Annotated in this window: 1 pseudogene; it reads left to right on the top strand. The window is 65.4% G+C overall.

The annotated features are described in order from the left end of the window. Positions 1-78 precede the first annotated feature (78 nt). Positions 79-405 (top strand): annotated as a pseudogene (locus tag P0D89_RS54150) (IS110 family RNA-guided transposase); the annotation flags it as partial.

Genomic DNA, 405 nt, shown 5'->3' with positions numbered 1-405 from the left:
CAGATCCTATGCAGGGGGGGCACACAGGCCAACCCTTAAAATCAGCCTGTTGAGCCTTTACTGAAAGGAGAGAGGATCATGCGCACAGATCAGACATACGCGACGCATCCGGAAGCGATCGTGCTGGCCGTGTCACTGGAACTCGCTGCCGCCTCGTGGAAGGTCGCGCTGCACGACGGCCGGCGCGAGAAGCCAGCCGTGCACACGGTGGCGCAGCCCCAGGCCGCCGCGCGGCTGCAGGCCGTGCTCGACCTGATCGAGGCGCACCGGCTGAAGTGGTCGCTGCCCGCCGGCGTGCGCGTTGTCATTTCCTACGAGGCCGGCCAGGAGGCGTTCTGGATCTGTCGCGCGCTGCAGGCTCAACACGTCGAGTGCTATGTCGTCGATCCGGCCAGCATTCCGGTG

The organism is Paraburkholderia sp. RL18-085-BIA-A (assembly GCF_046027075.1).
Lineage (GTDB): Bacteria > Pseudomonadota > Gammaproteobacteria > Burkholderiales > Burkholderiaceae > Paraburkholderia.
The sequence above is the reverse complement of the archived record's forward strand: the minus strand, read 5'-3'. Positions and strand labels throughout refer to the sequence as shown.